The sequence below is a fragment of the Rubrivivax gelatinosus genome (genome assembly GCF_016583785.1).
Classification (GTDB): Bacteria; Pseudomonadota; Gammaproteobacteria; order Burkholderiales; family Burkholderiaceae_C; genus Rubrivivax; species Rubrivivax gelatinosus_B.
Map to the genome: position 1 here is coordinate 12,547 of NZ_NRRU01000057.1, position 22,124 is coordinate 34,670.

19 protein-coding genes and 1 pseudogene are annotated in these 22,124 nt (G+C 71.1%); 13 read left to right on the forward strand and 7 right to left on the reverse strand.

Going from position 1 to position 22,124, the window contains the following annotated elements; translation table 11 throughout:
- Positions 1-54 precede the first annotated feature (54 nt).
- The 9 genes from CKO43_RS15450 to CKO43_RS15490 are packed head-to-tail and all read left to right on the forward strand — an operon-like array spanning position 55 to position 11,778.
- A complete protein-coding gene (locus CKO43_RS15450; RefSeq protein WP_200379169.1) occupies positions 55-5,130 on the forward strand; it encodes a 2-oxoacid:acceptor oxidoreductase family protein in 5,076 nt (1,691 codons plus the stop codon).
- Positions 5,131-5,155: 25 nt separating this feature from the next.
- Positions 5,156-6,544 (forward strand): electron transport complex subunit RsxC, encoded by a 1,389-nt coding sequence (gene rsxC, locus CKO43_RS15455; protein ID WP_200228154.1) that lies wholly within the window; start codon positions 5,156-5,158, stop codon positions 6,542-6,544.
- A 10-nt stretch (positions 6,545-6,554) separates the two neighbouring features.
- Positions 6,555-7,700, forward strand: a complete 1,146-nt coding sequence (locus tag CKO43_RS15460; RefSeq protein WP_200379170.1) for an RnfABCDGE type electron transport complex subunit D — start codon at positions 6,555-6,557, stop codon at positions 7,698-7,700.
- Positions 7,697-8,398 (forward strand): FMN-binding protein, encoded by a 702-nt coding sequence (locus tag CKO43_RS15465; protein WP_242477903.1) that lies wholly within the window; start codon positions 7,697-7,699, stop codon positions 8,396-8,398. The genes CKO43_RS15460 and CKO43_RS15465 overlap by 4 nt, the downstream gene beginning before the upstream one ends.
- A complete protein-coding gene (rsxE, locus tag CKO43_RS15470; RefSeq protein WP_200228152.1) occupies positions 8,395-9,081 on the forward strand; it encodes an electron transport complex subunit RsxE in 687 nt (228 codons plus the stop codon). Before CKO43_RS15465 ends, rsxE begins: the two co-directional genes overlap by 4 nt.
- Before the next feature lies 1 nt (position 9,082).
- Entirely contained in the window at positions 9,083-9,664 is a 582-nt protein-coding gene (locus CKO43_RS15475) for an electron transport complex protein RnfA (protein WP_200228151.1), read from the forward strand.
- 2 nt (positions 9,665-9,666) lie between these two features.
- Complete coding sequence (locus tag CKO43_RS15480; protein ID WP_200228150.1) at positions 9,667-9,873, forward strand: hypothetical protein; 207 nt, start codon at positions 9,667-9,669, stop codon at positions 9,871-9,873.
- 17 nt (positions 9,874-9,890) lie between these two features.
- A complete protein-coding gene (locus CKO43_RS15485) occupies positions 9,891-10,742 on the forward strand; it encodes an FAD-binding oxidoreductase (protein WP_200228149.1) in 852 nt (283 codons plus the stop codon).
- Positions 10,743-10,773: 31 nt separating this feature from the next.
- Positions 10,774-11,778, forward strand: coding sequence for an FAD:protein FMN transferase (locus tag CKO43_RS15490; protein WP_346728265.1), 1,005 nt, complete (start codon positions 10,774-10,776; stop codon positions 11,776-11,778).
- A gap of 50 nt (positions 11,779-11,828) precedes the next feature.
- Here the strand turns inward: CKO43_RS15490 and CKO43_RS15495 are convergent, their stop codons facing one another.
- On the reverse strand, positions 11,829-12,383 hold the full coding sequence (locus CKO43_RS15495) for a YcbK family protein (RefSeq protein ID WP_200228147.1): 555 nt from the start codon (positions 12,381-12,383) through the stop codon (positions 11,829-11,831).
- 14 nt (positions 12,384-12,397) lie between these two features.
- Positions 12,398-13,960 (reverse strand): L,D-transpeptidase family protein, encoded by a 1,563-nt coding sequence (locus CKO43_RS15500; protein ID WP_346728266.1) that lies wholly within the window; start codon positions 13,958-13,960, stop codon positions 12,398-12,400.
- A 147-nt stretch (positions 13,961-14,107) separates the two neighbouring features.
- On the opposite strand from CKO43_RS15500, the gene CKO43_RS15505 reads away from it, so the two are divergent.
- From CKO43_RS15505 to CKO43_RS15520, 4 genes are all read left to right on the forward strand, one after another.
- Positions 14,108-15,286 carry an acetyl-CoA C-acetyltransferase gene (locus tag CKO43_RS15505; RefSeq protein ID WP_200379172.1) on the forward strand — a complete coding sequence of 393 codons (1,179 nt, stop codon included), beginning with the start codon at positions 14,108-14,110 and terminating at the stop codon, positions 15,284-15,286.
- Positions 15,287-15,354: 68 nt separating this feature from the next.
- Positions 15,355-16,428: a CoA transferase gene (locus CKO43_RS15510; RefSeq protein WP_200379173.1), complete on the forward strand. Its 1,074-nt coding sequence runs from the start codon at positions 15,355-15,357 to the stop codon at positions 16,426-16,428.
- Positions 16,429-16,453: 25 nt separating this feature from the next.
- Positions 16,454-17,701 (forward strand): acyl-CoA dehydrogenase family protein, encoded by a 1,248-nt coding sequence (locus tag CKO43_RS15515; RefSeq protein ID WP_200379174.1) that lies wholly within the window; start codon positions 16,454-16,456, stop codon positions 17,699-17,701.
- A gap of 76 nt (positions 17,702-17,777) precedes the next feature.
- Positions 17,778-18,908, forward strand: a complete 1,131-nt coding sequence (locus tag CKO43_RS15520) for an acyl-CoA dehydrogenase family protein (RefSeq protein ID WP_200379175.1) — start codon at positions 17,778-17,780, stop codon at positions 18,906-18,908.
- 10 nt (positions 18,909-18,918) lie between these two features.
- Here the strand turns inward: CKO43_RS15520 and ccoG are convergent, their stop codons facing one another.
- The 5 genes and pseudogenes from ccoG to CKO43_RS15545 form a co-directional block, all read right to left on the reverse strand.
- A complete protein-coding gene (gene ccoG / locus CKO43_RS15525; protein ID WP_200379178.1) occupies positions 18,919-20,367 on the reverse strand; it encodes a cytochrome c oxidase accessory protein CcoG in 1,449 nt (482 codons plus the stop codon).
- 34 nt (positions 20,368-20,401) lie between these two features.
- Positions 20,402-20,686, reverse strand: a pseudogene (gene fdxA, locus CKO43_RS15530) (ferredoxin FdxA); the annotation flags it as partial.
- 127 nt (positions 20,687-20,813) lie between these two features.
- The gene (locus tag CKO43_RS15535) at positions 20,814-21,368 is read right to left on the reverse strand and encodes a cytochrome b/b6 domain-containing protein (RefSeq protein WP_346728267.1); all 555 of its coding nucleotides are present in this window, start codon (positions 21,366-21,368) and stop codon (positions 20,814-20,816) included.
- The gene (locus CKO43_RS15540; protein ID WP_200231624.1) at positions 21,365-21,625 is read right to left on the reverse strand and encodes a PepSY domain-containing protein; all 261 of its coding nucleotides are present in this window, start codon (positions 21,623-21,625) and stop codon (positions 21,365-21,367) included. Before CKO43_RS15540 ends, CKO43_RS15535 begins: the two co-directional genes overlap by 4 nt.
- A 78-nt stretch (positions 21,626-21,703) precedes the next feature.
- On the reverse strand, positions 21,704-22,124 hold a 421-nt coding region (locus tag CKO43_RS15545), incomplete at its 5' end, for a response regulator (RefSeq protein ID WP_200379176.1).

Below are 22,124 nucleotides of genomic sequence, written 5' to 3' on the forward strand. Positions count from 1 at the left end.
GCCCGCCGCGCCGTCCCGCCCCGCTTTCGTACTTTTCCGCCCGAGGAACCCCAAATGCTGAAGAAGGTCATCGACTACCTGACCGGCGAGCATCGCCGCGACAGCGAGCCGCAAGCCGTCAAATACCCCGGCGTGCGCGACGCGGTCGACGGCAACACCGCGGTCATCATGGTCGAGCGCGAAGCCTCCGACGCCGCCGGCGCCTACCCGATCACGCCGTCGACGCAGATGGGCGAGTACTGGGCGCAGGAAGTCGCCGCCGGGCATCTGAACATCTCCGACCGGCCGCTGATCTTCGTCGAGCCCGAGAGCGAACACGCCGCCGCCGGCGTCACCGCCGGCATGTCGATGACCGGCCTGCGCGCGACCAACTTCTCCTCCGGCCAGGGCATCGCCTTCATGCACGAGTCGCTGTACGCGACCGTCGGCAAGCGCCTGCCCTACGTGCTGAACATGGGCTGCCGCGCGATCACCAAGGCGAGCCTGAACGTGCACGCCGGCCACGACGACTACCACTGCATCGACGACACCGGCTTCATCCAGGTGATGGCGCGCAGCGCCACCGAGGCCGCCGACCTGAACCTGATCGCGCGCAAGCTGGCCGAGCTGTCGCTGACGCCGGCCATCGTCGGCCAGGACGGTTTCCTGACGACCCACCTGATCGAGTCGGCGCGCATCCCCGAGCGTGAACTCGTGGCCGAGTTCCTGGGCCGCCCCGACGACCTGATCGACTCGCCGACGCCGGCGCAGGCCATGGTCTACGGCCCCAAGCGCCGCCGCGTGCCGGCGATCTGGGACGTCGACGTGCCGCTGCTGTCGGGCTCGGTGCAGAACCAGGACGCCTACATGCAGGCGGTGGCCGCGCAGCGGCCGTACTTCTTCGACGCCATCGAGGCGCTGGCCGAGCAGTGCATGAGCGAGTACGCCGAGCTCACCGGCCGCCGCTACGGCCGCGTCGCCGGCTGGAAGCTCGCCGACGCCGACTACGTCATCGTCGGCATGGGCAGCATGGTGGTGCAGGCCGAGGCCGTCGCCGACTTCCTGCGCGAGACGCGCAAGCTCAAGGTCGGGGTGCTGAACGTGACGATGTTCCGCCCGTTCCCGGGCGACCTCGTCGGCCAGGCGCTGCGCGGCAAGAAGGGCGTGGTCGTGCTCGAACGCACCGACCAGCCGCTGGCCGAGGACCTGCCGCTGGTGCGCGAAGTGCGTGCCTCGCTGTCCAAGGCGATGGAAAACGGCCTTGCCGGCAGCGACGCGCTGCCGCACAAGAACTACGCCTCGATCTCGCCGACCGAGATGCCGCGCCTGTACTCGGGCTGCTACGGCCTGGGTTCGCGCGACCTGCAGCCCGAAGGCCTGATCGGTGCCGTCGAGAACATGCTGCCGGGCGGCGCCAAGAAGCCGTTCTTCTACCTGTCGGTCGACGTCGAGCGCGAGCCGCTGAACCCGAAGGACGAGCTGCACCAGCAGGCGGTGAAGGCGGGTTACCCGAAGGCCGCCGACATCGTCGTGCGCGGCAGCGAGAACCCGAACCTGATGCCCAAGGGCGCGATCACGGTGCGCATGCACTCGATCGGCGGCTGGGGCGCGATGACCACCGGCAAGAACCTGGCGATGACGCTGTTCGAGCTGCTGGGCTACGAGATCAAGGCGAACCCGAAGTACGGCTCCGAGAAGAAGGGCCAGCCGACGACCTACTACCTGTCGGCCGCGCCCGAGACCATCCGCGTGAACTGCGAGTACGTCAGCGTCGACGTCGTGCTCTCGCCCGACCCGGCGGTGTTCGGCCACTCCAACCCGCTGGCCGGGCTGAAGAAGGGCGGCGTCTTCATCATCCAGAGCAACCTGGGCGACGCCACCTGGGCCGCGTTCCCGCGCTGGGCGCAGCAGCACATCGTCGACAACGGCATCCGCGTCTTCTACCTCGACGCCTTCCAGATCGCCCGCGAGGAAGCCGGCAGCGCCGACCTGCAGCTGCGCATGCAGGGCAACGCCTTCCAGGGCGCGTTCTTCGCCGCCTCGCCGGTGTGCGCCAACGCCGGTCTGAACGAGGACGAGCTGTTCCGCGCGATCGAGAAGCAGCTCGAAGCCAAGTTCGGCTCCAAGGGCGCGCGTGTCGTGCAGAACAACGTCACCGTGGTGCGCCGTGGTTTCGACGAGCTGCACGAGATCGTCGACAAGACGGTGGGCGCCGTCGCCGTGCGGCCGCGCACCGCGGCCGAGCTGCCGATCACGCTGATGCGCACGCCGACCGGCGACAAGTCGCTGCCGCCGGTGGCCGACATCCACCGCTTCTGGGAACAGACCGGCCACTTCTACGCCACCGGCAAGGGCAACGACAACCTGCTCGACCCCTTCATCGGCGCCTCGCTGGTGCCGGCGGCCAGCGGCATCTTCCGCGACATGACCGGCATCCGCTTCGAACATCCGGAGTGGGACGCCGACAAGTGCACCGCCTGCGGCAAGTGCGTCACCGTCTGCCCCGACAGCGCGATGCCGGGCCTGGTGAACAAGACCGAGGAGCTGTTCGCGACCGCGCTCAACCGCGTCGAATGCGGCGGCCAGCCCACGCGCTACCTGCGCCGTGCGGTGCGCAGCGCCGACAAGAAGCTGCGCGCGCTGATCGGCAAGGGTGACGGCGTCGCCGTGCGCCCGCTGGTCGACGAGGCCATCGCCGCCACCGTCGCCGAGGCGCCCGAGGAGGACCGCGAGAAGATGGCCGCCGAGTTCGAGCTGCTCAAGGGCCAGCTCGGCGACTTCAAGTTCTCGGCCACCAAGCCTTACTGGCAGGTGCGCGAGAAGAAGAACCCCGGCAGCGGCGGCCTGTTCTCGATCACCGTCAACCCGCTGACCTGCAAGGCCTGCGGCCTGTGCGTCAACGTCTGCAACGACGGCGCGCTGAAGATGGTCACGCAGACCGAAGAGTCGGTCGAGGCGCTGCGCCGCGACTGGAACTTCTGGCTCGACCTGCCGACGACGGCGCGCGAGTTCATCCGCGTGGAGAACATCGACGAGAAGAGCGGGGCGCTCGAGACCCTGCTGTTCGACAAGTCGGTCTACAACTCGATGAACTGCGGCGACGGCGCCTGCCTGGGCTGCGGCGAGAAGACCGCGATCCACCTGTTCACCTCGGCCGTCGCGGCGCTGATGCAGCACCGCGTCAAGGGTTTCGTCGCCAAGCTCGACGGCCTGATCTCGGGCCTGGAGCAGCACCTGCGCACGCGCCTGGCGGCCTCGGTCGACCTGTCGGACACCGGCGCCGTGCTGCGTGCGGTGCAGGCCAACGAAAGCAGCGACCTGACGCTGGCCAAGCTGGCCGACACGCTGGCCGCCGGCAAGCCCTCGCAGCCGCTGGACCCGGCCTGGGTCAAGCGCACCGCGCAGCTGCTGGAGAAGCTGAAGGACCTGCGCTGGCGCTACGTCGAAGGCCCGACCGGCCGCGGCCGCGCCAACATGGGCCTGGTCAACTCGACCGGCTGCACCTCGGTCTGGGGTTCGAGCTACCCCTACCACCCGTACCCCTTCCCCTGGACCTCGCACCTGTTCCAGGACTCGCCGTCGGTCGCGATGGGCCTGTTCGAGGGCCACATGGCGAAGATGGCCGAAGGCTTCAAGGCCGTGCGCATGGCCGAGATGGAACTCGGCGGCAAGTACGTCGAGGAGCGCGACGCCAACTTCTTCAAGCGCTTCAACTGGGAACAGTTCAGCGACGAGGAATGGAAGCTGTGCCCGCCGGTCGTCAGCCTGGGCGGTGACGGCGCGATGTACGACATCGGCTTCCAGAACCTGTCGCGCCTGCTGATGTCGGGCAAGCCGGTGAAGGTGCTGGTCGTCGACACCCAGGTCTATTCGAACACCGGCGGCCAGGCCTGCACCTCGGGCTTCATCGGCCAGGTGTCGGACATGGCGCCCTACGGCAGCGCCTGGCACGGCAAGGTCGAGCCGCGCAAGGAGATCAGCCTGATCGGCATGGCGCACCGCACCGCCTTCGTCATGCAGGGCACGATCGCGCACGCGACCAAGCTGCTCGACGGTTTCATCGACGGCCTGAACTCGCGTCGCCCGGCGCTGTTCAACGTCTACGCCGTCTGCCCGCCGGAACACGGCGTCGGCGACGACAAGAGCGTCGACCAGAGCAAGCTCGCGGTCGAGAGCCGCGCCTACCCGCTGTTCCGCTACGACCCGGACGCCGGCGAGACCTTCGCCCAGTGCGTCAGCCTGGCCGGCAACCCGGCGATGACCGCCGACTGGCCGAGCTACAAGCTGAAGTACCTGGACGAGACCGGCACCGAAAAGCGCATGGACCTGCCGGTGACGTTTGCCGACTTCGCCGCCACCGAGGCGCGTTTCGCCAAGCACTTCCGCAAGGCGCCGCCGGAGACCTGGAACGACGCGATGATCCCGCTGGCCGAGCTGATCGCGCTGCCGGCCGACCAGCGCGGCGGGCGTTTCCCCTACATCTGGGCCGTCGACACCAAGAAGCGCCTGATGCGCCTGCTGGTGGCGCAGGAACTGGTGCGCGCGAGCGAGGAGCGGCTGCAGTACTGGCACCAGCTGCGCGATCTGGTGACGCGCGAGAAGCCGGTCGACATGGCCGCGCTGACCGAGCGGGTGCGCGGCGAGCTGATGCAGAAGCTGACGGCGGCACTCGGCGCCCCGGCGGCGGCAGCGGCTCCGGCCGCGGCGGCGCCGGCACCGGTGGCACCTGTGGCACCTGTGGCACCTGTGGCACCAGCAGCGGTGGTCGCGGCAGCGCCGGTCAAGCCGGCGGCCGAGCCCACTCCCAAGGCGGCCGAACCCGCGCCCAAGGCGATCGATCCGGCTCCCAAGGCGGCGCAAGCCGCGCCGAAGGCGGCCGAGGCGGCGGCGCCGGCCACCGCCCACGACCCGGTCTGGGTCGAGAGCCCCGAGTGTTCGGCCTGCGACGAGTGCATCACGCTGGCCCCGGGTGTCTTCGCCTACGACGGGCGGCGGCGTGCGGTCGTCATCAACCCCAAGGGCGCGAGCTACTCCGACATCGTCAAGGCGGCCGAGAAGTGCACTGCCGGCTGCCTGCACCCCGGGACGCCGTGGAACCCGGCCGAGCCGAACCTGGACGCGCTGAAGAAGCGCGCCGCCAAGTTCAACTGATGCGGCAACGGCGCGGCACCACCCGATGAAGCTGCTGAACTTCCTGCGCGGCGAGACCTTCGCGCGCGGCATCCACCCGCCGGAGCACAAGTACACGGCGGCGACGCCGATCCGGCGCCTGCCCTGGGCCGACGAGCTCGTCGTGCCGCTGGCCCAGCACATCGGCAAGCCGGCGCAGGCCCTGGTGCGTGTCGGCCAGGAGGTCGTGCGCGGCGAGCCGATCGCCAAGGCCGACGGCTGGCTGTCGGTGCCGCATCACGCGCCGGCCACCGGCGTCGTGCGCGCGATCGAACTGCGGCCCAGCGCGCGCGGGCCGTGGACGCCGTCCATCGTCATCCGCCCGCACGCCGCGGCGACGCAGCAGGACTTGTGGGGCATGGCGCGCGACGTCGACACGATGAGCGCCGACGACATCCTGCAGGCGGTGTGGGACGCCGGCCTGGTCGGCCTGGGCGGCGCCGCGTTCCCGACGCACGCCAAGCTCAAGGTGCCGGCCAAGGCCCAGGTGCACACGCTGGTGATCAACGGCTGCGAGTGCGAGCCATACCTCACCTGCGACCACCGCACGATGCTGGAGGAGGCGCCGGCGCTGGTGCGCGGCATCGCGCTGGCGATGCGCGCCACCGGCGCGGTGCGCTGCATCGTCGGCATCGAGGACAACAAACCCGACGCGGTGGCCGCGGTGCGCGCCGCGATCGAGGCCTCCGGGCTCGAGAACGTCTTCGCCGAGGCGGTGCCGACCAAGTACCCGCAGGGCTCGGAAAAGATGCTGATCATGTCGCTGTTCGGGGTCGAGATCCCGTCCGGGCAGCTGCCGGTTTCACTGGGCATGGTGATGAACAACGTCGGCACGATGGCCGCGATCGGCAAGCTGCTGCCGGCCGGCCAGGGGCTGACCGAACGCGTCGTCACGATCGCCGGCCCCGGCGTCGTGCGTCCGGGCGACTACCGCGTGCCGCTGGGCACGCCGATCTCCTTCGTGCTCGACTTCGCCGGTGCGCCGCGCGACGCCACCAGCGCCTGCCAGCTGGTGCTGGGCGGGCCGATGATGGGCCAGTCGGTCGCGGCGCTGGACACACCGGTGACCAAGGGCGTCTCGGGCGTGCTCGTCTTCCGGCGCGAGGACATGGCCGACCGCGACGACCGCCGCACCTACCCGTGCATCAAGTGCGGCCAGTGCGTCGAGAGCTGCCCGATGGGGCTCAATCCTTCGGCGCTGGGCATGTTGGCGACCAAGCGCCAGTACGACGAGATGGGTGCGCACTACCACCTGGGCGAGTGTTTCGAGTGCGGCTGCTGCACCTACGTCTGCCCGTCCAACATCCCGCTCGTGCAGCAGTTCCGCGTCGCCAAGCAGGTGCTGCGCGAACGCGCCGCCGCCGCCCCCGCCGCACCCGCGGCCACCCGTTCCTGAGGCCCCGGCGATGAGCACCACGATCGAGATCCGCAGCGCGCCGCACATCAAGGCGCCGCGCAGCGTCGAGCAGATCATGCGCAACGTCGTCGGCTCGCTGCTGCCGGTGTGCGCCTTCTTCGTCTACCAGTTCGGCGTTTCGGCGCTGGCCTCGCTGGTCGTCGTCACCGCCGCCTGCCTGGCGACCGAACGGTTCTTCGTCAAGACCGGCACCCAGTCGGGCACGCTCGCCGACTGGTCGGCCGTGATCACCGGCATCCTGCTGGCGCTGTCGCTGCCGCCGGCCTTCCCGCTGTGGATGGGGGCGGTCGCCGGCATCGTCGCGATCGCGCTCGGCAAGGCGCTGTTCGGCGGCATCGGCTTCAACGTCTTCAACCCGGCGCTGGTCGGCCGCGCCTTCGTGCAGGCGGCGTTCCCGGTGGCGATCGCGACCTACACGCCGTCCTTCCTGCCGGATCGGTTCTGGACCTTCGTGCCGGCCACGCTCGCCTGGCCGCTGATGATGCCGGCCGACACCGCCTCCTGGCTGCAGAGCCTGCACCTGGACGGCGTCACCGGCGCCACGCCGCTGGCGAAGTGGAAGTTCGAAGGTGTCACCGCCGACCCGCTGCAGCTGCTGTCCTCGCTGTCCGGGCACATGGCGGTGGGGCCGTCGCCGCTGCTGATCCTGCTCTGCGGCGCCTACCTGGCGGTGCGGCGTTTCCTCGACTGGCGCATTCCGGCGGCCATCCTCGGCAGCGCCGGGCTGACCGCGTTCGCGCTCTACACCTGGAACCCGCAGCACTTCCCGGACCCGTTCTTCATGCTGTTCTCGGGCGGGCTGATGCTGGGCGCGGTCTACATGGCCACCGACATGGCGACCTCGCCGGTAACGCCGCGCGGCATGTGGGTCTACGGCGGCCTGATCGGCGTGCTGACGGTGGTCATCCGCTACTACGGCGGCCTGCCCGAAGGCGTGATGTACGCGATCCTGATCGGCAACGCCGCGTCGCCGCTGATCGAACGTTTCACCCAGCCGCGGCCCTTCGGCAAGAGCGGCCTGCTGCGCCCGCGCCGCGGCGCCAGCTACGCGCTGCACCCCGAGTACATCTCGCGCGAAGAGGCGGGCGCGGTGACGCCGAAGAAGCACATGCCGACGAACAAGCCCCGCCAATGAACGCGCCCCAGTCCCCCGCGGCCCTGCCGCCGCCAGCGCCCACGCCCACGCGGGCGATGCTCGTGACGCTGGGCCTTGTCGCCGCGATCTGCGGCCTGCTGATCGTCACCGCCTACGAAGGCAGCCTGTCGGCGGTGAAGGAGAACCGCCGCATCGCGCTCGAGCGCGCCGTCACCAAGGTGCTGCCGGGGGCGCAGAAGACGGTGTCCTGGCTCGCGCTGCCCGACGGCCAGGTCGTCGCCGGCAACGCCGACGGCGCCCCCGCCGGCGCCTTGCCCTTCCAGGCCGCCTACGACGCCCAGGGCGCGCTGATGGGCATCGCCGCCGAAGGCGCGGCCAAGGGTTACGCCGACACCGTGCGCGTGATGTTCGGCTACAAGCCGCAGTGCCAGTGCATCGTCGGCATCGCCGTCGTCAGCATGCGCGAGACGCCGGGCATCGGCGACAAGATCCTCGTCGACGCCGGCTTCCTGAAGAACTTCGAGGCGCTGGATGTCCGGCTCGGCGCCGACATGAAGGCGCTGGCCAACGCCGTGAAGACCGTCAAGCACGGCAGCAAGACCGAAGCCTGGCAGATCGACGCGATCTCCGGCGCCACCGTCACCTCGCGCGCCGTCGGCCGCGGCATCGACGCCGCCGCGCAGGCGCTGCTGCCGCGCCTGGTCCCGAAGCTCGAACAGATCGGAAAAGCCTCATGAGTTCACACCACGCCCACGGCGGCGACGGCTCGTCCGCCGGCCTGAACGGCGCCTGGGAGCAGCTGACCGAAGGCCTGTGGCGCCAGAACCCGACCTTCGTGATGATGCTGGGCATGTGCCCGACGCTGGCGGTCACGGTGTCGGCGGTCAACGCGCTGTCGATGGGCGTCGCCACCGCGCTGGTGCTGATCGCGTCTTGCGCGCTGGTCTCGCTGCTGCGCCGCATCGTGCCCAAGGAAGTGCGCATCGCGACCTACATCGTCATCATCGCCACATTCGTCACGGTGATCGACTACGCGATCCAGGCGGTGAGCCTGAAGCTCTACGACGCGCTCGGCGCCTTCATCCAGCTCATCGTCGTCAACTGCATCATCCTCGGCCGTGCCGAGGCGCACGCGTCGAAGAATCCGCCGATCCCGGCGATGCTCAACGCCGCCGGCATGGGCGCGGGCTTCACGATCGGCCTGCTGTCGCTGGGCGTGGTGCGCGAGATCCTGGGCGCCGGCACGCTGTTCGGCATCTCGCTGTTCGGCCCGCACTTCCAGCCCTGGGTCGTGATGGTGCTGCCGCCCGGTGGCTTCTTCGTGCTCGGCAGCTGGCTGCTGGTCTTCGCCTGGTGGGAAAAGCGCAAGCGCCGCCTGGCCGCCGGCGCCAGCACCACCGCCGTCCCGTCGCGAGGCTGACATGGCACACGACACCGTCTTCCAGATCTTCGTCGGCTCGGTCCTCGCGAACAACTTCGTGCTCGCGATGTTCCTCGGCCTGTGCCCCTTCCTGGGCGTCTCGGGCAAGCTCGACACCGCGCTGCCGATGGGCGTGGCGACCACCTTCGTGATGGCCGTGGCCTCGCTGTTCGCCTTCGGCCTGAACTGGCTGCTGGGCCTGCTCGGCCTGGAGTTCCTGCGCCTGATCTCCTACATCGTCGTCATCGCCTCGGCGGTGCAGCTGGTCGAGATGGTGCTGAAGAAGCACAGCCCGACGCTGTTCCGCGCGCTCGGCATCTACCTGCCGCTGATCACGACCAACTGCGCCGTGCTCGGCGTCGCGCTGATCCAGACCGCACGCGAGTACAGCCTGTGGCAGTCGCTGGCCTTTGCCGTCGGCGGTGGCGCCGGCTTCACGCTCGCGCTGGTGCTGATGGCCGGGCTGCGTGAACGCCTGCAGCTCGTCGAAGTGCCCGAGATCGCACGCGGCTCGGCGCTGACGCTGATGCTCGCCGGCGTGCTGTCGCTGGCCTTCATGGGCTTCGCCGGTCTAGGCGGCTGAGGATGCTGAACTACCTCGTCGCCTTCGGCGCGATCGCGGCCCTGCTCGTCGGCTGGGTCGCGGTGCAGCGCGTCACGCGCGGCTACGCCGAGCGCCACCCCGAGACCGGGCCTTATCGCGAGGTCGGCTGTGCTGGCGGCTGTGGCCATTGCGGCCAGCCCTGCGAGCAGCCGGCCGAAGCCCGCGTCACGCCGCCACGCCCGCTTTGAACTCCCCGAGCACCGACATGAGCCTGACTGCAGTACCCGTTGCCGTCCAGATGAGCGCCACGCTCGTCTCCAGCGCGCGCATCACGCCGGCCGAATCGGCCGAGGACCTGCGCCACCTCGTCTTCGAGACCGACGACCCCGCCTTCGACACCCGCATCGGCCAGTGCCTGCGTGTGCGCGTGCCGGGGCGTTACGGCCAGGCCTGGCACGAGCGCCTGTACTCGCTCGCCGGCCTGGACACGAGCGACCCGCAGCGCACGGTGTTCGAACTGCTGGTGCGGCGCTGCCACGAGATCGACGACTTCAACGGCGAGCGCCACCCGGGCCCGGCGTCCAACTTCCTGTGCGACCTGGCGCCGGGCGGGCGCATCGAGTTCAGCGGCCCGGTCGGGCACCCGTTCCCGGTGCCGGCCGACCGCCATTCGCCGATGCTGATGATCGGCATGGGCACCGGCATCGCGCCGTTCCGCGGCCTGGCGCAGCGCATCTACGAGACGCTGGGCGGCTGGGACGCCCCGGTGCGCCTGTTCTACGGCGCACGCTCGGGGCTGGAGATGCTCTACATGAACGAGCAGAACGCCGACCTCGCGCTCTACTACGACGAGGCCAGCTTCAAGGCCTTCCAGGCGGTGAGCCCGCGGCCGCAGATGAGCGCGTTTTCGGCGCTGGGGCGCACGGTCGAGGAACACGCGAACGAACTGCGCGGCCTGATCGAGGACCCGCGCACCCACCTCTACCTCGCCGGCCCCGAGGCGCTGAAGGAAAGCACCGAGGTCGCGCTGGCGCGCATCACCGGGGCCCCCGGGCGCTGGGCGGTGCTGCGCCAGGCCTTTGTCGCCGGCGGCCGCTGGCACGAAGCCCTGTACTGACGCGGCCAGGAACGAAGGAAACACGATGCAGATGAAGCGACGCACCCTGATCTCCGCGACGCTGGGCCTGGGCGCCCTCGGCGGCCTGGCCTGGCTGGGCCGCGAAGCCGGCACGCCCGCGGCCGTGGCGATGCTGCCGCGCCACGAAGGCAGGGCCAAGGCCTTCGGCACCACGGTCGTGCTGACCGTGCTGCACCCCGACGAGAAGACCGCGCGCAGCGCGATCGCCGACGCGCTCGCCGAGGTCCGCGCCGTCGATGCGCTGATGAGCCTGCACCAGGACGGCAGCCAGCTCGTGCGCCTGAACCGCGACGGCGTGCTCGACGCGCCCGATGCACGCGTCGTCGCCGTGCTGCAGTCCGGCCAGGACCTGGCACGCCTGACCGGCGGCGCCTTCGACCTGACGGTGCAGCCGCTGTGGAACGCCTTCGAAGGTGCGCACGAACAGGGCCGGCTGCCCGACGCCGCGACCATCGTCGCGGCACGCGCACGTGTCGGCTGGCAGCGGCTGCAGGTCACGCCCGAGCGTGTGACCCTGGCCCAGGGCATGGGCGTCACCGCCAACGGCCTGGCCCAGGGTTATGCCGCCGACCTGGCCAGCGCCGCGCTGCGCCGGCACGGCATCGAACACGCGCTGCTGGACACCGGCGAGTTCGCCACCATAGGCGCCAAGGAAGAGGGCCGGCCCTGGCTGCTGGGCGTGCGCGACCCGCGCGACGCCGAGGCCGTGGCCGCGCGCATCGTGATGGACGGCCGCGCGCTGTCGACCTCGGGCGACTACGAGACCGTCTTCAGCGCCGACTTCCGCCACCACCACATCTTCGACCCGGCCGTCGGCGACTCGCCGACACAACTGGCCAGCGTCACGGTGCTGGCGCCCACGGGGCTGCAGGCCGACGGCCTGTCGACCGCGTTCATGGTGCTGGGCGCCGAACGGTCGCTGGCGCTGGCCGAACGCCTGGACGGCGTGGACGCGCTGCTGATCGGCAAGGACGGGCAGCGCTGGGCGAGCAAGGGTTTCCCGACGGCGGCCTGAGGCGGCTTTCGCCCGAAGACGACGCCCGGCCCCGGCCGGGCGTCTTCGTTTCACCAGCTGCGCACGCGCCCGGTGTCGACGTGAACGAAACGTTCGGCTTCGTAATAGCCGACGCCGCCAGCTTTCAGCGCCAGCGCCGCGTCGCGCAACTCCTTCAGCGGCACGCCGGGCAGGCGCACGTCGATCGCGCGGCCTTCCATGTGCAGGCTGTGGCGCGCGACACCGCCGCCGCGGGTGCCGCGCAGCCGGTCGTTGGTCTCGGGGCAGCGGTAGCCCGAGATCACCTCGTAGGCGGCGCTCTCGGTGCCGAGCAGGCTGCGCACGCGGTGCAGCAGCTCGAAGAGTTGCGGGTCGATGACACCGACGCTGCCGGTGTAGTGGTCGCGCAGGAACTGGTTGAGCGTGCCCAGCGCCGCCGGCACGAACTGCGTGTCGACGGCATAGACCAGATCCAGCGCCTCGCCGGTGTGCGTGTGGTGCAGCGCCAGCGCACGCGGCCCCGGCAGCGCGGCCAGCGCCGGGCGCGTGGCTGCGGCCACCGGCAGCACGCCGACGGCGAGCCTGGCGCCGTGGCGCAGGAAATGGCGGCGATCGGCAGAACGCATCGCTATCCCTTTCTTCAGTCGGGGCGCGACACGGCCGCTGCGCGCTGGCGCAGCGCGGCTTCGAGCCGCGGGTCCTGACGGTAGACATCGTCGAAGAAAAACACGCGGCCGTCCTTGACGAGGGCGGTGCCGTAGGCGATGAGCACACGCACCGGCTCGGCCAGGCGCAGCGTCTTGGACTCGCCGGCGGCCATGGCCTCGCGGATGCGGGCCTCGGGCCAGTCGGGCGTGTCCTGCAGCACGAACAGCGCCAGCGCCAGCGGGTCTTCCAGGCGCACGCAGCCGTGGCTGAAGTCGCGCCGGTCGCGCGCGAACAGCCCGGTCGACGGCGTGTGGTGCAGGTAGATCTGCTCGGCGTTCGGGAACACGAACTTGATGTCGCCGAGCGCGTTGCGTGGCCCCGGTTTCTGGCGGATGCGCCAGCGCCCGGCGGCGAGTTCGTCCAGCGCCTGCGCCGAGACGCTGCCGTGCACGCTGCCGTCGCCGGCGACGAACTCGAAACCTTCGCGCGCCAGATAGCCCGGGTCGCGGCGCAGCTTGGGCAGGGTCTCGCTGCGCACGATCGACGGCGGCACGTTCCAGTAGGGGCTGAACTCGATCGCACGCAGCTCGGCGTCGATCAGCGGCGTGCGTTTGTCCAGCGCCTGGCCGACGACGACACGCATGCGCCGGCTGATGACGATGCGGCCGTCCTGCACCTCGTAGGCGCGCAGCACGAACTCGGGGATGTTGACGACGATCATGCGCCGCGATTCGAGCAGCGGCGTCCAGCGCAGCCGCTCCAGCGCCAGCGCGAGCTGGGCCGCACGCGCTGCCGGCTTGATCTCCAGGCGCGCGAAGGTGGCGGCGCCGATGACACCGTCGGGCGTGACGCCGTGGCGCTCCTGGAAGCGGCGCACGCCGCCCAGCAGCGGCTCGGTGTAGACCGGCGGCACGGGGCTAGCGGCCGGCAGGTCGCCGAGCGCCATCAGCCGCTGGTTGAGCGCGGCCAGCCCGCTCCAGGCGGCACCGGCCTCGAGCTTGCGCGTCTTGCCTGACAGCGGCAGCGGCGGCAGCGGCGCCGCCCAGGCCGGGTCGTGTTCGTGCGCGCGGTAGCCCTGCAGGGCCTGGCGCAGCTCGGCGTATTGCGGCAGCGCCGGTTCGGCCAGACGTACCGCCGCGCCCAGCGAGCCGGCGGCGATGCCGGCGTCCAGCGCCGCGCGGGCGTCGAAGGGCGTGCGCGCCGGCAGCGCCATCGTCGGGTAGAGCGTGCGCGGGTCGATGCGGCCCTGGTTCAGGTCCATCAGCAGGCGGCGCAAGGCGGCGTCGAGCGCGGCTTCGAGCCGGCCGGCGGCCGTGGCGTCCAGCGCCGGGCCGTGCGCGGCAGCGGCCACTTCCTGGCCCAGCATCGTCGCGCGGTAATCCTCGGCGACGAGCCCGAGTTCGGGCGCCGATGCCAGCAGCGTCACGGCCTGCTGGGCCAGCGGGCCGGGGCGGCCGCCGTCCAGCCAGGGGGAAGCCTGGGCGCCGGCTGCCAGCAGGCAGCCGGCGAGGGCGCAAAGGCGCCGCAGCGCCGGCAGATCGAATACAGGATGCACGGTGCCATTGTCCGCCTTGTGCCGCGCCAGCGCGTCCGGATGCCGGAGCCGCCGCCCCCGGCGTCACCATGGCGACGCCCGGCCCCGGCAGGCGCCCGCAGAATCGCCGGCAGCCGCCCCGCGCGGCCCTCAACCGGGAGCCCGACCATGGCCGAAGCCTTCATCGTCGCCGCCTTGCGCAGCGCCTGCGGCCGCCGCAACGGCAGGCTCGCCGGCTGGCATCCGGTCGACCTGGCGGCCGAGATCATCGATGCGCTGGTCGAGCGCTGCGAGATCGACCCGGCGGCGGTCGACGACGTCATCCTCGGCTGCGTCGGCCAGGCCGGCGAGCAGGCGGCCAACGTCGCACGCAACGCGGTGCTGGCCTCGCGCCTGCCCGAGTCGGTGCCCGGCACCAGCGTCGACCGCCAGTGCGGCTCGTCGCAGCAGGCCCTGCATTTCGCCGCGCAGGCGGTGATGTCGGGGGTGATGGACTGCGTCATCGCCGGCGGTGTCGAGAGCATGTCGCGCGTGCCGATGGGGCTGCCGATGGAACTGCCGCGCCAGGCCGGCCTCGGCCACTACGTCAGCCCGCGCCTCGCCGCGCGTTACCCCGGCGTCGAGTTCAGCCAGTTCGCCGGCGCCGAGATGCTGGCGGCGAAGTACCGGCTGACGAAGGACCAGCTCGACGCCTACGCGCTCGAAAGCCACCGCCGCGCCGCGGCGGCGACACGCTCCGGTGCCTTCGCCGCCGAGATCCTGCCGCTGGCGGTGCGCCGCGCCGACGGCTCGTCCGAGCCCGAGCCGCACGCGATCGACGAAGGCATCCGCTTCGACGCCACGCCCGAAGGTTTCGCCGGCGTGCGCCTGCTGCGCGAAGGCGGCACCGTGACGGCGGCCAACGCCAGCCAGATCGCCGACGGCGCCAGCGGCGTGCTCGTCGTCAACGAGCGCGGGCTGCGGCGCCTGGGCCTGGCGCCGCTGGCACGCATCCATTCGATGAACGTCTTCGGCCACGACCCGGTGGTGATGCTGGAGGCGCCGATCCCGGCCACCGCGGCGGCGCTGCACAAGGCCGGTCTCGCACTCGACGACGTGGACTGCTTCGAGGTCAACGAAGCCTTCGCCTCGGTCGCGCTGGCCTGGCTGCAGGCCACCGGCGCCGACCCGGCGCGGCTCAACGTCAACGGCGGCGCGATCGCGCTCGGGCACCCGCTGGGCGCTTCCGGCACCAAGCTGATGACGACGCTGGTGCACACGCTGCGGCGCCGCGGCGGCCGGTTCGGGCTGCAGGCGATGTGCGAAGGCGGCGGCATGGCCAACGTCACGATCGTGGAGCGGCTGTGAGCCCTCAGGACTTGTCCGGGGCTCATTCCCGCTTGGCGGGATCGGCCGACAGGCCGGAGGGTGCCCCAGTGAGCGGGCCGCTCGCCGGGCTGCGGGTCATCGAGTTCGCCGGCCTGGGCCCGGCGCCGTTCGCCGCGATGCTGCTGGCAGACCTGGGCGCCGACGTGTTGCGCATCACGCGCCCGGAGGTCGAGCCCGATGCGCGGGACGTCACGACCCGCAGCCGGCGCGCACTGGCGCTGGACCTGCGCGAGCCCGAGGCCAGTGCCGCGGCGCTGGCGCTGGCGGCGCGGGCCGACCTGCTGATCGAAGGTTTCCGCCCTGGCGTCATGGAGCGCCTGGGGCTGGGCCCGGCGGTCGTGCACTCGCAGCAGCCGGCGCTGGTCTACGGCCGCATGACCGGCTGGGGCCAGGACGGCCCGCTGGCGCAGGCCGCCGGCCACGACATCGACTACATCGCGATCAGCGGTGCACTCGCCGCGATCGGCGTGCCCGGCCGGCCACCGGTGCCGCCGGCCAACTACCTGGGCGACTTCGGCGGCGGCGCGATGCTGCTCGTCGTCGGCCTGCTGGCGGCGCTGCACGAGGCCCGCACGTCGGGCCGCGGCCAGGTCGTCGACGCCGCGATGTGCGACGGCGCCGGGCTGCTGTCGGCCTTCATGGTCGGCTGGAAGGCGCAGGGGCTGTGGTCGCGGCCGCGTGGCGAGAACCTGCTCGACGGCGGCGCGCACTTCTACGCCTGCTACGAATGTGCCGACGGCAAACACGTCGCCGTCGGTGCCATCGAGCCGCAGTTCTACGCCGAGCTGCGCCGCCGCATCGGCCTGCAGGCCCCGGCCTTCGACGCCCAGCTCGACGCCGGGCGCTGGCCCGAGCTGAAGGACAGGCTCGCCGCGGTCTTCCGCACCCGCACACGCGCCGAGTGGTGTGCGCTGCTCGAAGGCAGCGACGCCTGTTTCGCCCCGGTGCTGGACTGGGACGAAGCGCCGACGCACCCGCACAACGCTGCACGTGGCAACTGGCTGGCGGCAGGCGGCGTGATGCAGCCGGCGCCGGCACCGCGTTTTTCGCGCACGCCGCCGCGCCGGCCCGAGCCGCCGAGCGCGACCACGCTCGCCGACGCGCTCGCCGCCTGGCGCTGAGAACCGATCACAACCGAGAGAGACGATGGACTTCGAATACAGCCCCGAGAACCTGGAGATGCAGCGCACGCTGCGCCGCTTCCTCGACGAGGAGGTGCTGCCGCGCAACCGCGAGTGGAACCACATCGCCGACGCCGGCGGCTACCCGACCGAGGTCGTCGAGCCGCTGAAGGCGAGGGCGCGTGAACTCGGGCTGTGGAACCTGTTCCTGCCCGGGCTCAAGGCCGACGAGCCCGGCACCGCGCTCAGCAACCTCGATTACGCGCCGCTGGCCGAGCTGATGGGCCGCATCGGCTGGTCGCCCGAGGTCTTCAACTGCAACGCGCCCGACACCGGCAACATGGAGCTGCTGCACCTGTTCGCCACCGACGAGCAACACGAACGCTGGCTCAAGCCGCTGCTGGCCGGCGAGATCCGCTCGTGTTTTTCGATGACCGAACCCGACGTCGCCAGCTCCGACGCGACCAACATCGAGACCACGATCCGCCGCGACGGCGGCGACTACGTGATCAACGGCCGCAAGTGGTTCTCCACCGGCGCCGCGCACCCGAACTGCCGCTTCGCGATCGTGATGGGCGTCAGCGACGAACGCCCGGACGCCGACCGCCACCACCGCCACTCGATGGTCATCGTGCCGCTGGACACACCGGGCGTGAAGGTGGTGCGCAACGTCGCGGTGCTGTCGCATCTGGCGCCCGACGGCCACTGCGAGATCGTCTACCGCGACGTGCGCGTGCCGGTCGCCAACCTGCTGGGCGAAGAAGGCCGCGGCTTCGCGCTCGCCCAGGCGCGCCTGGGCCCGGGGCGGGTGCACCACTGCATGCGCACCATCGGCCAGTGCGAGCTGGCGATCGAAATGATGTGCGAGCGGGCGCTCGAGCGCCGCGCCTTCGGCCGCCACCTCTCGGACTTCGCCAACGTGCAGGACTGGATCGCCTATTCACGTGTCGAGGTCGACCAGGCGCGGCTGCTGGTGCTGCGCGCCGCGGCCAAGATGGACCGCCACGGCAACCAGGCGGCGCGCATCGACGTCTCGGCGATCAAGCTCGTCGCCGCGCAGCTGCACCAGCGCGTGCTGGACCGCGCGATCCAGGTCTTCGGCGCGATGGGGCTGACACCCGACACGCCGCTGGCGCAGATGTTCACCTGGGGCCGCGCGATGCGTTTCTTCGACGGCCCGGACGAGGTGCACTGCCGCGTCATCGCCCGCGACGAGCTGGCGCGGGCGAAATCGAACCTGGGTTCGACGGCGGCGTATTACCTGATCGACTGAGCCGCCTGAAACCCCCGATGCGGCGCGCCGCCTCGCCCGGTAGGCTGGCGGCCGTTCAAGCGCAACCGGAGCCCGGATGATTCTCGACGACGACCACCGCGCGGTGCAGGACGCGGTGCGCGCCTACGTGCAGGACCGCATCGCGCCGCACGCGGCCGAGTGGGACCGCACGCACGCCTTCCCGCGCGAAGCGCTGGCCGGACTGGCCGAACTGGGCTGTTACGGCGTCGCCGTGCCGGCCGAACTGGACGGCGCCGGGCTGGACTATCTGGCGCTGGCCGTGATCCTGGAAGAGATCGCCGCCGGCTGCGGCGCCACCAGCACCATCGTCAGCGTCAACAACTGCCCCGTCTGCAGCATCCTGTTGTCCTGGGGCAGCGCCGAGCAGCAGCAGCAGTGGCTGCGCCCGCTGGCGCGCGGCGAGATGCTCGGCGCCTTCTGCCTGACCGAGCCGCACGTCGGCTCCGAGGCCTCGGGGCTGCGCACGACGGCCCGGCGCGACGGCGACGACTACGTGCTCGACGGCGTCAAGCAGTTCATCACCAGCGGCCAGAACGGCGACGTCGCGATCGTCGTCGCCGTCACCGACAAGGCGGCCGGCAAGAAGGGCATGAGCGCCTTCATCGTGCCGACCTCGACGCCGGGCTACACCGTCGCGCGGCTCGAAGACAAGATGGGCCAGCACGCCAGCGACACCGCGCAGATCGTCTTCGAAGGCTGCCGCGTGCCGGCGGCCAACCGCATCGCGGCCGAAGGCGAAGGGCTGAAGGTTGCGCTGTCGGGGCTGGAAGGCGGGCGCATCGGCATCGCCTCGCAGTGCGTCGGCATGGCACGTGCGGCGCTGGAGGCGGCCATCGCCTATTCCAAGGACCGTGTCGCCTTCGGCAAACCGATCTTCGAACACCAGGCGGTGCAGTTCCGGCTGGCCGACGCGGCGACGCAGATCGAGGCCGCGCGCCAGCTGGTGCATCACGCCGCGACGCTGAAGGACGCGGGCCAGCCCTGCCTGAAGGAGGCGGCGATGGCCAAACTCTTCGCCAGCGAGATGGCCGAACGTGTCTGCAGCGCCGCGATCCAGACCTTCGGCGGCTACGGCTACGTCAGCGACTTCCCGGTCGAGCGCATCTACCGCGACGTGCGCGTCTGCCAGATCTACGAAGGCACGAGCGACGTGCAGCGCATCCTGATCGGGCGCGCGCTGGCCTGAAAGCGGCGCGTCAGCGCGGCACGAGGAAGGTGGACTTTTCGTGCTGCCGGACCGCGCTGCCGCCTGCGGTGGCCGGCAGCTCGAGTTCGAAGCTCACCGGCACCGAGCGCCCGGCGAGTGCGGCGGCGGCCTCGGCCGGCAGCCGCAGGCGCACGACGACGCTGCTCGCGTCGGCCGGGCCGACGGTGATCGGCGGCGCCTCGACCACGAGCCCGGCCGGGCCCTGCGCGCGCAGGCGCAGCTGCTGCGGCATCTCGCTGCGGTTGGTGACCTGCAGCCGGTAGACGTTTTCGATCGCGCCCTCGTCGACCAGGCGCGCGAGCGTGCTGCGGTCCTTGATGACGTCGAACTCGAACGGGCTGCGCTGCGCCAGGCTGAGCCCGAAAGCCAGCGTCGCCGCACCCAGCAGCGCGCCGTAGACCAGCACGCGCGGGCGCAGCACGCGGCGCAGCGTCTGCGCCCGGCTCCAGCCGCCGGCGACCGCGTTTTCGGTCGAGTAGCGGATCAGCCCGCGCGCGTAACCCATCTTGTCCATCACGTCGTCGCAGGCGTCGATGCAGGCGGCACAGCCGATGCATTCGTTCTGCAGGCCGTGGCGGATGTCGATGCCGGTCGGGCAGACCTGCACGCACAGCGTGCAGTCGACACACGAGCCCAGGCCCTCGGCCTGGGGATCGGCCTTCTTCGAGCGTGCGCCGCGCGGTTCGCCGCGGCTGGCGTCGTAGGCGATGACGAGCGAGTCGCGGTCGATCAGCGCGCCCTGGAAACGCGCGTAGGGGCAGATGTACTTGCACATCTGCTCGCGCAGCAGGCCGGCGTTGCCGTAGGTGAAGGCGCCGTAGAACAGCGCCCAGAAGGCGCTGGCGCTACCGATGTCGGCGCTGGCCAGCGCCGGCACCAGCTCGCGGATCGGCGTGAACCAGCCGACGAACGTGAGCCCGGTCACCAGGCTGAGCACGATCCAGCCCGCCTGCTTGCCGCCGCGTCGCGCCAGCTTGGCGGCGCTCCACGGCGCCTGGTCCAGGCGCATGCGCTGCAGCCGGTCGCCTTCGAAGCGGCGCTCGATCCACATGAACATCTCGGTGTAGACCGTCTGCGGGCAGGCGTAGCCGCACCACAGCCGGCCGGCGACCGCGGTGAAGAAAAACAGCGCCAGCGCCGACAGCACCAGCAGCGCCGCCAGGTAGATCAGGTCCTGCGGCACCAGCACCAGCTCGTACAGGTAGAAGCGCCGGGCCTCGATGTCGAACAGCACCGCCTGGCGGCCGCCGATCTGCAGCCAGGGCAGGCCGTAGAAGACGATCTGGGTCAGCCAGACGCAGATCCAGCGCCAGGTCGCGTAGCGGCCCGTCACCGAGCGCGCGTAGATCGGCTGGTGCTTCTGGTAGAGCGACACGACTTCCGGCGCACCGGAGGCGGCGGCGACGGGGCGGATCGGGATCACGCGGGAGTCGGGCATCTTCGTCACGGTCGTTCCAGTTCGCTCCCGCCGCCCAGGCCTCGGCGTCGGGCAGCGCCCTGTGGGTCTTGCTGATCGTCGGCCAGGCCGGCGCCAGTTCGGCGTTCAGCGCGATGAAGTCCTGCTGGTCGCCGGGCACGTCGTCGTCGGCGTAGATCGCCTGCACCGGGCACTCGGGCACGCAGACGGCGCAGTCGATGCAGTCCACCGGGTCGATCACGAGGAAGTTGGGGCCCTCGCGGAAGGCGTCGGTCGGGCAGACGTCGACGCAGTCGGTGTACTTGCAGCGGATGCAGGACTCGGTGACGACGTAGGTCATCGCCGCCTCAGCCGCACGGGGTCGGGAAACTCATGGTCGTCGCCTTAAGATGCACACCGCAAGCATGTTATCTTGCGTCAAGCATCAAAACAAGGCGACGGATGCAGCTTCAGAGCCGCCGGCGGCACTAGTACCGTGTCTTGACGCCGGTGATCATCGCCCGCACGAGCCGGGTGCGTTCGATGCGGCCCATCACGATCGCGGCGGCGGCGTGCAGGCCGGCGAGGGCGACCAGCGTTGTCGCCAGGCCTTCGTGCAGATCTTGCAGCCACTCCTCGCCCCAGAAGCGGTCGGTGCCCTGCAGCCAGCCGGTCAGGCCCAGCGCCAGCACCAGCGCCATCAGCGCCAGCATCATCAGCGCGCCCAGCGGGTTGTGCCCGGCGTGCGGCTCGGCGTGCCCGCGCCGCAGTTCGGCCAGATGCCGCATCAGGCGCGCCGGGGTCGGGAAGAAGCTGGCGAAACGCGCGTGGCGGCTGCCGACGAAGCCCCAGACGATGCGCGCGCCGACCAGCCCGGCGGCGACGTAGCCCAGCACCTGGTGCAGGGTCTCGCCGTCGTCGACGACGAAGAAGTTCACCAGCACGCAGGCGACCAGCGACCAGTGGAAGACGCGCACGAACCGGTCCCAGACGACCAGGCCCGTCGTCGGTACGGCCGGAGCCGGCGTGCGCGCGGCGCTCACTTGGACTCGAGCACGGCGGCGGTGACCGGGTCGAAGTAGATCTCGACCTTCTTGCCGGCCTTGTCGGTGCCGTAGATCTCGTAGCACTGGCCCTTGGTGACCTTGAAGGTCTTGATCTGGTAGCCCTGGGTCTCGAGGTTCTTGCGGAAGTCGGCTTCCTTGATCCACTTCTCCTTGGGCTGGGTGCAGGTCGGGCCGGCGAAGACGGCACCGGACAGGGCGAACAGCAGCGGGGCGGCGAGCAGGGTCTTGCGCATCGGGAATCCTCGGCAGTGGCACCGGCATCTGCCGGCGACACCATTGCGCGCCGCGCCGATGAAGCGCGGCTTAACGCCTCAGGCCTTGGAGGTGTATCGCTGCAGCGTGTCGAGCAGCGCGGCGCGCGACACCGGCTTGGCCAGGTGCGCGTCGCAGCCGGCGGCCTGGCTGTCGCGCACGTCCTCGTCGTAGGCGTTGGCGGTCAGCGCCACCACCGGCGTGCGCGGCGCGCCGGCTTCGGCTTCGAGCCGGCGCAGTTCGCGGGTCGCGGCCAGGCCGTCCATGCCCGGCATCTGCACGTCCATGAAGACGAGGTCGTAGTGCCCGGCGGCCAGGCGTTCGAGCGCTTCGCGGCCGTCGGCGGCGACGTCGAGCCGGCCGACATGGCCGGCGAGCATCGCGCGCACGATGTAGACGTTGAGTTCGTTGTCTTCGGCCAGCAGCACCGCGCCGGCGTAAGGCGCCGCTGCCGGCGCGCTGCCCGCCGGCAGCGGCGCC

What these genes read in the sequence shown, in the direction of transcription:
- CKO43_RS15450 (WP_200379169.1), top strand. Translation starts at nt 55, where the DNA reads ATGCTGAAGAAGGTCATCGACTACCTGACCGGCGAGCATCGCCGCGAC.
- rsxC (WP_200228154.1), top strand. Translation starts at nt 5,156, where the DNA reads ATGAAGCTGCTGAACTTCCTGCGCGGCGAGACCTTCGCGCGCGGCATC.
- CKO43_RS15460 (WP_200379170.1), top strand. Translation starts at nt 6,555, where the DNA reads ATGAGCACCACGATCGAGATCCGCAGCGCGCCGCACATCAAGGCGCCG.
- CKO43_RS15465 (WP_242477903.1), top strand. Translation starts at nt 7,697, where the DNA reads ATGAACGCGCCCCAGTCCCCCGCGGCCCTGCCGCCGCCAGCGCCCACG.
- rsxE (WP_200228152.1), top strand. Translation starts at nt 8,395, where the DNA reads ATGAGTTCACACCACGCCCACGGCGGCGACGGCTCGTCCGCCGGCCTG.
- CKO43_RS15475 (WP_200228151.1), top strand. Translation starts at nt 9,083, where the DNA reads ATGGCACACGACACCGTCTTCCAGATCTTCGTCGGCTCGGTCCTCGCG.
- CKO43_RS15480 (WP_200228150.1), top strand. Translation starts at nt 9,667, where the DNA reads ATGCTGAACTACCTCGTCGCCTTCGGCGCGATCGCGGCCCTGCTCGTC.
- CKO43_RS15485 (WP_200228149.1), top strand. Translation starts at nt 9,891, where the DNA reads ATGAGCCTGACTGCAGTACCCGTTGCCGTCCAGATGAGCGCCACGCTC.
- CKO43_RS15490 (WP_346728265.1), top strand. Translation starts at nt 10,774, where the DNA reads ATGAAGCGACGCACCCTGATCTCCGCGACGCTGGGCCTGGGCGCCCTC.
- CKO43_RS15495 (WP_200228147.1), bottom strand. Translation starts at nt 12,383, where the DNA reads ATGCGTTCTGCCGATCGCCGCCATTTCCTGCGCCACGGCGCCAGGCTC.
- CKO43_RS15505 (WP_200379172.1), top strand. Translation starts at nt 14,108, where the DNA reads ATGGCCGAAGCCTTCATCGTCGCCGCCTTGCGCAGCGCCTGCGGCCGC.
- CKO43_RS15515 (WP_200379174.1), top strand. Translation starts at nt 16,454, where the DNA reads ATGGACTTCGAATACAGCCCCGAGAACCTGGAGATGCAGCGCACGCTG.
- CKO43_RS15520 (WP_200379175.1), top strand. Translation starts at nt 17,778, where the DNA reads ATGATTCTCGACGACGACCACCGCGCGGTGCAGGACGCGGTGCGCGCC.
- ccoG (WP_200379178.1), bottom strand. Translation starts at nt 20,367, where the DNA reads ATGCCCGACTCCCGCGTGATCCCGATCCGCCCCGTCGCCGCCGCCTCC.
- CKO43_RS15540 (WP_200231624.1), bottom strand. Translation starts at nt 21,625, where the DNA reads ATGCGCAAGACCCTGCTCGCCGCCCCGCTGCTGTTCGCCCTGTCCGGT.